The organism is Marinobacter gelidimuriae (assembly GCF_000372805.1).
Taxonomy (GTDB): Bacteria; Pseudomonadota; Gammaproteobacteria; order Pseudomonadales; family Oleiphilaceae; genus Marinobacter; species Marinobacter gelidimuriae.
This window is the reverse complement of record NZ_KB889940.1, coordinates 1-8515: the sequence shown is the minus strand read 5'-3', so window position 1 is coordinate 8515 and position 8515 is coordinate 1. Positions and strand designations below refer to the sequence as shown.

Annotated in this window: 11 protein-coding genes; 7 read left to right on the top strand and 4 right to left on the bottom strand. The window is 50.5% G+C overall.

The features are described 5' to 3' along the window. The first annotated feature begins 350 nt into the window (after positions 1-350). From A3OI_RS0117220 to A3OI_RS0117215, 4 genes are all read left to right on the top strand, one after another. Positions 351-542: a hypothetical protein gene (locus A3OI_RS0117220; RefSeq protein ID WP_018405472.1), complete on the top strand. Its 192-nt coding sequence runs from the start codon at positions 351-353 to the stop codon at positions 540-542. Continuing rightward, positions 535-672, top strand: coding sequence for a DUF4113 domain-containing protein (locus A3OI_RS22360; protein ID WP_081622971.1), 138 nt, complete (start codon positions 535-537; stop codon positions 670-672). The genes A3OI_RS0117220 and A3OI_RS22360 overlap by 8 nt, the downstream gene beginning before the upstream one ends. A gap of 212 nt (positions 673-884) precedes the next feature. Next, positions 885-1202, top strand: coding sequence for a type II toxin-antitoxin system TacA family antitoxin (locus A3OI_RS22355; protein WP_081622970.1), 318 nt, complete (start codon positions 885-887; stop codon positions 1200-1202). After that, positions 1159-1839, top strand: a complete 681-nt coding sequence (locus A3OI_RS0117215; RefSeq protein ID WP_018405471.1) for an MbcA/ParS/Xre antitoxin family protein — start codon at positions 1159-1161, stop codon at positions 1837-1839. The genes A3OI_RS22355 and A3OI_RS0117215 overlap by 44 nt, the downstream gene beginning before the upstream one ends. Before the next feature lie 108 nt (positions 1840-1947). Here the strand turns inward: A3OI_RS0117215 and A3OI_RS0117210 are convergent, their stop codons facing one another. The 3 genes from A3OI_RS0117210 to A3OI_RS20730 form a co-directional block, all read right to left on the bottom strand. Further along, positions 1948-3378, bottom strand: coding sequence for a reverse transcriptase domain-containing protein (locus A3OI_RS0117210; RefSeq protein ID WP_018405470.1), 1431 nt, complete (start codon positions 3376-3378; stop codon positions 1948-1950). Positions 3379-3850: 472 nt separating this feature from the next. Then, a complete protein-coding gene (locus tag A3OI_RS0117205; protein WP_026224270.1) occupies positions 3851-4675 on the bottom strand; it encodes an abortive infection family protein in 825 nt (274 codons plus the stop codon). After that, positions 4662-5015 (bottom strand): hypothetical protein, encoded by a 354-nt coding sequence (locus A3OI_RS20730; protein WP_218185849.1) that lies wholly within the window; start codon positions 5013-5015, stop codon positions 4662-4664. Before A3OI_RS20730 ends, A3OI_RS0117205 begins: the two co-directional genes overlap by 14 nt. A gap of 201 nt (positions 5016-5216) precedes the next feature. Here A3OI_RS20730 and A3OI_RS20725 point away from each other — a divergent pair, with 201 nt between their 5' ends. Genes A3OI_RS20725 through A3OI_RS20720 form a run of 3 tightly spaced genes read left to right on the top strand, consistent with a single transcriptional unit; the run spans position 5217 to position 8057 of the window. After that, positions 5217-5849, top strand: a complete 633-nt coding sequence (locus A3OI_RS20725; RefSeq protein WP_018405468.1) for a restriction endonuclease subunit S — start codon at positions 5217-5219, stop codon at positions 5847-5849. Continuing rightward, positions 5842-7359, top strand: a complete 1518-nt coding sequence (locus tag A3OI_RS0117190) for a type I restriction-modification system subunit M (RefSeq protein ID WP_018405467.1) — start codon at positions 5842-5844, stop codon at positions 7357-7359. Before A3OI_RS20725 ends, A3OI_RS0117190 begins: the two co-directional genes overlap by 8 nt. Positions 7360-7418: 59 nt before the next feature. After that, entirely contained in the window at positions 7419-8057 is a 639-nt protein-coding gene (locus tag A3OI_RS20720; RefSeq protein WP_018405466.1) for a restriction endonuclease subunit S, read from the top strand. Position 8058: 1 nt separating this feature from the next. On the opposite strand, the gene A3OI_RS0117180 is transcribed toward A3OI_RS20720, so the two are convergent. Next, positions 8059-8515: IS630 family transposase (locus A3OI_RS0117180; RefSeq protein WP_018403653.1), on the bottom strand; the 457-nt coding region annotated here is incomplete at its 5' end.

The window sequence follows — 8515 nt, the reverse complement described above, 5'->3', positions numbered from 1 at the left end:
GCCCGATCACGGAGATCAGACTCGACCCAGTCCAGCACGATCGGATGGGCGTCGAGCAGGTTGGACATGGCTTCGAGCTCGATGGCGATGTCGTGTTCAAGGACAGAATCGAATAGACTGGGCTGGACGGTGCGTTTCTGTCGCATTGTTGCCTCTCTTGTTTGCGTTTTGTCATGATATTCAATGGTTTGACTGTTCATGATAGCAAAAACAAGTAGAGGCTTCTCCTCTTTTATTGTAATTCAGTAGAAAATTCAGACGCTTACGTTTCCGGATGGACACTAACTAGGTTTTGCAGGACCGTGGTGTGATTGGGTCCACCGAAGAGGCGAAGAAGGAGCGATCAGCACATGCTTGTGCTGATATATCTATTACACGATATGCCAAATCTGCGTTTCTGTTTCGAACTCAGCTATTCCGACGGCAGCCAACGATTGAAGCCCTTCCTCAACAGATTTTCTGGGTTTCCTTTTGAAGAGTTGACTGGTTCCGGCTACAGCTGCAGCGCGTCTCATATCATCACCGGAACGCTGGATGTATGAGATCAAGCGGAAATCACTAGTAAAGGTATGCAGTGCCATACAGGCTGGCCCTGCAACTGATGCGATGCGAAGAGAGCATTTGTCGCCGGCTTACACGACAGATTGGGGCCATTTGCCGGAGGTGAGATAGCGTAGGTCACCGGATGCAGGATGCAGGATGCTTGCATGTTGGCTGCGGAGAGAGACTTTACTGGCTGAATCGGTATTGCAGATAGACTTGTACGGATATTTACCGTACAGTTAGAGAGTGTCTTAATGGCACTATAAAAAATGGGGAATTAACTAAGGAGGCTCTGCGGAAAACTCGTTGAATTAAATGAGAAATTCCGCAGTTGATAATAGATGCAACAGAAAATCGCAAGGCTGGATCTACGATTAGATCCAGACATCAAGAACCTTGCGGTGCGGGCTTCTGCCTTGGTGGGCTCGAAAACTTTGAGCGATTTCGTTGTGCAAGCGATTCGCGAAAAGGCCAGTCGAGCAATTGAGGAAGCAGAAGTTGTGCGGTTGAACAGTGAGGCTTTTGCTGCCTTTAAGGCGACCTGTGAGTCACCGGGGACAGTAAACGAATCGTTGTCAGCAGCGATGCACCGCCGACATAAACGGAAACTGGATAGTGCTTTTTATAGAAGAACTGAACAAGAAGCTTCACGACCGTAAAACATTTGATTGCGGGCTTGCTGACGTCAACGAGTTTTTGAAAAAACGGGCGAGTCAGCAAGCCCTGCAATCCGTCAATAGAACGTGGGTGGCGCTTTCTGATGATGTGGTTGGTGGCCCGCAAACTCAAATTGTTGGGTTTTACACCCTGACCAATTGCACTGTAGCCCATACAGAAATTCCGGGGAATTACCCACACTATCCATTACCCGCTTTTAAATTAGCCTGGTTAGGTGTTCATACCGATTACCAAAGAACGCCCAAGCGCGTTGGCGAAGAACTGTTAATAGAGGCGCTTCTTCAGTCCTGGAATTTGTATACCCACACCCAACTAGGTGTCGCGCTGGTCGTCGATCCGCTAACTCAAAAAAGTGAAGACTTTTTCCGGAAGTACGATTTTCAGGGAATTGGTCAATCGTTTCATGGCAACGAAACCCTTTATCTACCGATGGAAAAAATCCGGCAAATAATTGAGACCGATTTACTCCTCGGGGCCCAAAATAAGTTTGGCTCTAAAGCGGAGGCTCAGCGGTGGCTTGATACCCCGGATGACCTTTTCGGAGGGCTAACGCCTCGTAAAATGATTGATGAGGTGGGTGGTGTCAGGGCTCTAGAAGAAGTGCTTTATCATAGCTGAATGAGATGCTGAGTAGGCATTTTATAGGAATTTCCTAAATCTAAGCTCCGATGGATTCGGCCGGCTTACCATAACCGCGATTATGCGCAGTGCGTTATTGTGCTCAGCTCACACAGAGGCGGGACGCTTCTTGAGGCTTTTCTCAGAATTGTCTATTTCTCGAAAAACTTGATTTTCGAGCTGACGAATTTGTGTGCGAACCGCTGTGCTATCTGTAATTTTCTCTGCGAGCCGTAGGTATTTGAAGAAGCCGAGCCTGGGGGCTCCTTTGGGCAGAATCTTGCCTTCAATCTGATCATAAATGCCCTTGCCGTAAGCTTTCCCATATCCGAGCGAAGTGAGACGAGCGTACAGCTGACGCTTCTTTAACCTGCGCTCTCCGTTCTCAGCAGCTGCGATTCTGGCTCGTTCTATTGCCCGTTTAGCTTTGATCATAAATCGCGAGATAGTCGAATCCCGAACTCTGATGTCCCGACCGTCAAAGGTAAATCCGAGGTAGGCAACCGGACTCAAGCCTTGCTCTTTGAAGTATTGATCCACCGATAGGGATCGCAACGCTCCGTTCGTGATGCTGAACCGGCATCGCACCGTTTTAACTGAGTTGACCTGGAGCCGAATTTTGTCCAATTCGGCCTGAACGATCGATTCCGCTGTAGCCCCTTGTCCTTTCGGGACAATAATCAGGATATCGTCACTGTACCTGCGGTAACTCCCTCCACGGGTGCGGATAGCCTCCTGAATCGCCAGATCAGCATCATACATATAGAGGTTCGCAAGAACGGCACTGATAGGCAGCCCCTGAGGAATGCCCGCCGGATGTCCTTTGAGATAAGCCGGGACAGGTTTTCTTTTTACTGCCCAAACGAGCTCATGCCGAGAGCGAAGATGAGGCTTTACAAAGGTCCTGAACTCCTTTGGGGTACAGATAGCCTCGCCAGATCTTCCGGCACGCCGTGAAATCTCACCCCCAAATGTGTCTCGCAAGGTGGGAACCGTTACTGCTGTGTCTCGGGTACAGGCTTTGAAAACGGCATAATGATCATCAGGCAACTGGTTTTTACAGAGCAGCCGCGTCCAGGCGTCTTTCAAGTTCTGGTGGTCAAGTGCATCAAAGAAGCCCTCAACGTCTATGGCAACGACATCACAGGACTCCCTCGTCTTGATTTCCTGGAAGGCCTCAAGAGCAAAATGCACATTACAGCGTGATGGGTCGAAACGTCGGTAGGCTAAAACATGCTCGCCACCGTGGAGAGCATATCTGTCTTCTAAACATTTCCCCAAGTATTTGGCGTAATAAGCGTATATGTGGGCGTCGCTGTGTGCGGCAAAGACAATGGGACGGATTTTCGTTTTCCACACCCGGCGCCCATAATCGTCCTTAATGGACAGGGATTTTTGAGGATTGAGTATTACCGGCCAAAAAGCATGGCGAGATACCTGGTTTGGATTGGTAACCAGTTTCTTTGCTTGTGTTTCAGACATGGGGTGGTCGAAGTGGGCGTAGCTGCGGCGGCGGTACCAACCTTCGTATTCATCCATAACGCCTAGTTCCTTTGGATCCGGTGACTACAAGCACGTTGCGGCCGCTTGTCTGTATTGTCACCGTCGAGCGACACCTTACGATGCCACCTGACCACCGAGAAAACCCGACGATCTACTATCTTGCCCATCAACGAGTGGTGGGTAGAAAGCCGCATATATACCTTGATGTATCATCTGATTGGAGGTGTGCTGTGAATAAACACTCGAAACACACTGGTCAAGTTGTGCCGAACGTGCTGCGGACCGGTGCCGACCAGGCGGCGGTCTGCTGGCTTGTTCAAACTATGCTTGACACGGGATTAACCAATCGGCCAGTCACTCATTAGTGAAAGTAGTGCCAGAGTATCGCTACAGGCCCCCGAGGTCAATTCGGGGCATAATTCAGTATACTTTTCAGCTTTTACCTGCGTACGCTCTCTACCATGACCCAATAATGACCAGTGTGTGACCGGTCCTGACAAAGCTATTGTCAGTGCTCATGAAGATCTGTTGCAGGGTAATGCTTTTGCCAGGTTTGTATAAGAAAGAGCGCCGCTGTAATTGCACTGTGAACTGCGAGTCCAGCGACTCTACTGTCTATCCGAACGAACCCTTTTTCTCGCCCGTGTGCATCGCCTGCATGGGTACGAAGTGCGCCCACGCCTTCGACGAGCGTGCCGAGTCCGGTCAGTATTTTTTGAACATCACCCAAGATATCCGGGTGCATGTCTGTGCGGGCAGGCGACAGCTTTAAAGGCTCCCTCACGGCACGAAAAAGACTGCTGATATCTCTCTTTTTGGGGAGCTCTAACCCCAGTTCGAGAAGAACTGAACGGCAGACGCTTTCGAGGGTCGAGCAAGCAGATGTGATTGCACTCTCGGGATCCGACTGGGCCGTTTCTAATGTTCTGTTCAAATCGCGAGTGACCGTGTCAAAGTCAAGAATCTTGGCCGTTGAGACAAGGCTTTGAACCAACGGTGCGGATCCACTGGTCTGCAAGTGGGCAATCAACCCCTGTATCCAGAGGTCGTCCTCGTCAGCGACAGGCGCTTTACCTTTGCTTGCCAGCCTCCACAGCCACAACTTTTGAACGACTGATGCAACGACTGGTCCCTCTTCTGCCTCGATCAGTGCTCGTAGCCGTTTCGCCTTGGAACCTCCATGGAGATCATACTTTTCGTGATAAATGTCGAAACCGAACTCGTCTTCAAAAAATTCAGAAAAAGTCCGATTTGAAAAATCCAAGACATAGCCTTCTCGCATTTCCAGTAATTTATCGAGTCTCCGGATTTGAGATTGTTTAAGTTTTGGCAAAGTCGGCACCATTGGAATCTTTGTGTTTCGGGGTCAGTAAGCACAAGTAGCGAGGAGCAAAGTCTCTTATCAGACTAGGAACGCCGGTCAGCAGTTGTAGCCCACCTCCGGGACGTTTGACCGGTAGGCCCGAATCTACATCTAAGGCTGACAGCTCTGCTTCTGCGCAGGACTGCGACGCCCAAAGAATCAGTTTCCTCACAGGATAGTCCTTCCTAGTTGCCTCTGGTAGCCGGGCAAAGTCTACATTGACTAGATCCATGTTCGGGCTGCCAAAGTAGCGATAACTGCCGATGCTGTCCTTGCCGATGTATTTCTTTCCTGTTGGATAGATGATCATGTAGACCTCCTGCTTTACCGACCGCTCCCTTCCACTATTGGCGTCTACTCCGTATTAAGTGCAGCGCGCGACTTTAAGTGTCGCACTAACTGTTGATAATGGTGGCGGAGAACCCAGGCTTCTGACAAATGATTGCATCTTGCGAGATGATGCATAAAAAGCTAAGTTACCTTTAATTTTATGCATCATTGAGAATACTGCATGAATCAGCAGGCAAACGAAAGGCATCTCCTCCGCCAACTGGCCACCATCCAGCCTGGCTATCCCTTCAGAGGGAAGCTCCCTCTGGACGGCAATGGCGATGCCTTCGTGGTCCAGTTTCGGCACATCGTCTTAGGCGAACGACTCAGAGATAAGGAAGGCAGAACCCTCGATCGAGTCAAACTCCCTGGTCGTAAGCGCCCCAACTACTTATGGCCTGGCGACTTGGTGTTTATGGCCAAGGGTACGCGTAATGATGCCGCCGTCATTGGGGATGTGCCCGTCAACACCGTTTGCACCCCGAACTTCTATCACATTCGGCTCAAGCCAGAGGCTTATAGGCTGATGCCTGAATTCCTGGCCTGGCAACTCAACTATGTGGATGCCCAACGGTATTTCGCCATGTGCTCCCAGGGATCCGCTGCGCCCAGCATCACCAAGTCCCAGTTGGGCAACCTGCCCGTCGTGATTCCGTCATTTGATAAGCAGAAGCTGATGGTCAAGCTGGCTGACGCAGCCACCCATGAACAGAATCTACTGATTCAGTTAATCGAAAATCGGCAACGCATGATCGATGCGGTTGGCCGCCAACTACTTCGTCCTGATCCGACTACAGGGAACCAATATGAGTAACGATACAATCAAACAGGAACAGATCAACAAAGCGGTCTGGAGCGCCTGTGACACCTTCCGGGGGACCGTTGATCCGAGCATCTACAAGGATTACGTCCTGACCATGCTGTTCGTGAAATATCTGTCAGACGTTTGGCAGGATCACTACGACAAGTATCAGTCCGAGTACGACGACAATCCTGAATTGATTGAAGAATTGATGAAGAACGAGCGGTTCGTGCTGCCCCGAAGTGCCACCTTCTATTCGCTGCACGACCAGCGTCATGAGCCGGGCAATGGTGAGCGCATCGACAAGGCCCTGCACGCCATCGAAGAGGCCAACATCGTCAAGCTGGCCGACGTGTTCCAGGACATTAGCTTCAACTCGACCAAGCTGGGCGACGAAAAGCAGAAGAACGAGATCCTGCGCCACATTCTGGAAGACTTCGCCCGGCCTGACATGAACCTGCGCCCGAGTCGTATCGGGAAGCTGGATGTGATCGGCAACGCCTACGAGTTCCTGATCAAGAACTTCGCGGCCACCTCCGGCAAGAAGGCTGGTGAGTTCTACACCCCACCGGAAGTCTCCGAGCTGATGGCTGAGATCGTTGAGCCGAAGGAAGGTGACGAAATCTGCGACCCGGCCTGTGGTTCCGCTTCTCTGTTGTTGAAGTGCGCCAACCGGATTCGCAAGGGCCGCGACGGCTCAAAGAACTTCGCTCTGTTTGGTCAGGAAGCCATCGGTAGTACCTGGGCGCTGGCTAAGATGAACATGTTTCTGCATGGCATCGACAACCACAAGCTGGAATGGGGCGATACCATTCGAAACCCCTTGATGCTGGATGAGAATGGTGGCCTGAAGCACTTCGATATTGTGGTGGCCAATCCTCCGTTCTCGCTGGAAAAGTGGGGCGTTGAAGGTGCTGAGAGTGACCCCTACGGGCGTTTTCGTCGCGGACTGCCTCCCAAGACTAAGGGTGACTACGCCTTCATTCTGCACATGATTGAGACAATGAAACCGAAGACCGGCCGCATGGCCGTGGTGGTGCCCCACGGTGTTTTGTTCCGAGGTTCCAGTGAAGGCAGGATCCGGCAGAAGCTGATTGAAGAAAACCTGCTGGATGCCGTGATCGGCCTGCCCGAGAAGCTGTTCTACGGTACCGGCATCCCGGCGGCCATTCTGGTTTTCCGCAAGGACAAGGCCGACGCTAACGTCCTGTTCATCGACGCCAGTCGTGAGTTCAAGGCTGGCAAGAACCAGAATCAGTTGTCCGATGAATCTATCGCCAAGGTAGTCGAAACCTACAAACAGCGCGAAGGCTCAGACAAGTACGCCTACCTGGCCAACCTGGAGGAAATTCAGGAAAACGACTTCAACCTCAACATCCCCCGCTACGTGGACACCTTTGAGGAAGAGGAAGAGATCGATCTGATGGCAGTGCAAGCGGAGCGGAAGGATATCGAGGCGGAGATTGCGAAGTTAAATGAGCAGATGGCGGGCTATCTGAAGGAGCTGGGTTATGGCGTCTAAAGGTGATGAGATTCCGAGAACAGATATCATGTTTAGCGCTATTGGGGCTGGAGAGTAGTATGAACCGAGAGATGCTAATTAAGAAACTTGGTGAGCTTTGCAGCTTTACTCAAGGGGTCCAAATCGCAGATAGCGACACCATCAAAGAATCAGCTCCTGGATATGTTCGCTATATTTATATTAGGGATTTGTTTTCGGACAAATTCCTCGTGTATGTAAAAGATAAATACCCAAAAAAGATTTTGTCTGAATCTGATATTGTAATGGTAAACACGGGTAATACATCAGGAAATGTCTACAAGGCTAAAAAAGGAGTGTTATGCAATAATGCGTTTAAGATTGCCGTAAAAGAAAGTGCTCGCCACCTTCTGGATCATGATTATTTATGGGCTTACCTCAATAGTGATGCTCGCGAAATAATGTTAAAGCGTCTATTCAATCCAGCAGGTCAGCCTCATGTCGGCCATAAGAATGTCGCCAGATTGGAAATTTCGGTTCCTCCTATCCCCGAACAAAAAAAGATCGCCAAGATCGTCTCCACTTGGGATCAGGCCATCACCGCCACCGAGCGACTGCTTGAGAACAGCCAGCAGCGGAAGAAAGGGTTGATGCAGCAGCTGCTAACCGGGAAGAAGCGGTTGCCGGGGTTTGAGGAGGAGTGGCAAAAGATCGAGCTAGTGTCCCGACTGGTTAATTAGCTTATTTATTATCAATGGCGCTGAGTTTTGCTCGCGTTACCGATGTCATAATGGATTCCGCACTTTTATGCCAACGGAATGGCTTTGCCAGCTTCTCGTTATGGACCTTGATGTATCGACGAATGGCCTTCTTGAGTTCGTCGACGCTGGTAAAAATACCCCGGTATAGCGCTCGTCGCTCCAGTTGGCCAAACCAACCTTCGACAGCGTTCAACCACGAGGCGCTGGTGGGTGTAAAATGAAGCTTAAAACGAGGATGCTTCTCCAGCCAGGCTTTCACGNCGGGTNTTTTATGAGTCGAACTGTTGTCCAAAATCAGATGGAGGTCCTGCTCGCTCGGCGTTTCTCTGTCGATTTGCCGTAGAAAGTCGAGAAACTCCCTGGCTCGATGACGTTGGGTGAGCCGTCCGATCACCTCACCGTTCAGGATGTTAAAAGCCGCATACAAACTGGTGGTG

Excerpts from the sequence above, each read along its gene's own strand:
- A3OI_RS0117220 (WP_018405472.1), top strand. The coding sequence starts at position 351 with ATGCTTGTGCTGATATATCTATTACACGATATGCCAAATCTGCGTTTC.
- A3OI_RS22360 (WP_081622971.1), top strand. The coding sequence starts at position 535 with ATGTATGAGATCAAGCGGAAATCACTAGTAAAGGTATGCAGTGCCATA.
- A3OI_RS22355 (WP_081622970.1), top strand. The coding sequence starts at position 885 with ATGCAACAGAAAATCGCAAGGCTGGATCTACGATTAGATCCAGACATC.
- A3OI_RS0117210 (WP_018405470.1), bottom strand. The coding sequence starts at position 3,378 with ATGGATGAATACGAAGGTTGGTACCGCCGCCGCAGCTACGCCCACTTC.
- A3OI_RS20730 (WP_218185849.1), bottom strand. The coding sequence starts at position 5,015 with ATGATCATCTATCCAACAGGAAAGAAATACATCGGCAAGGACAGCATC.
- A3OI_RS20725 (WP_018405468.1), top strand. The coding sequence starts at position 5,217 with ATGAATCAGCAGGCAAACGAAAGGCATCTCCTCCGCCAACTGGCCACC.
- A3OI_RS0117190 (WP_018405467.1), top strand. The coding sequence starts at position 5,842 with ATGAGTAACGATACAATCAAACAGGAACAGATCAACAAAGCGGTCTGG.
- A3OI_RS20720 (WP_018405466.1), top strand. The coding sequence starts at position 7,419 with ATGAACCGAGAGATGCTAATTAAGAAACTTGGTGAGCTTTGCAGCTTT.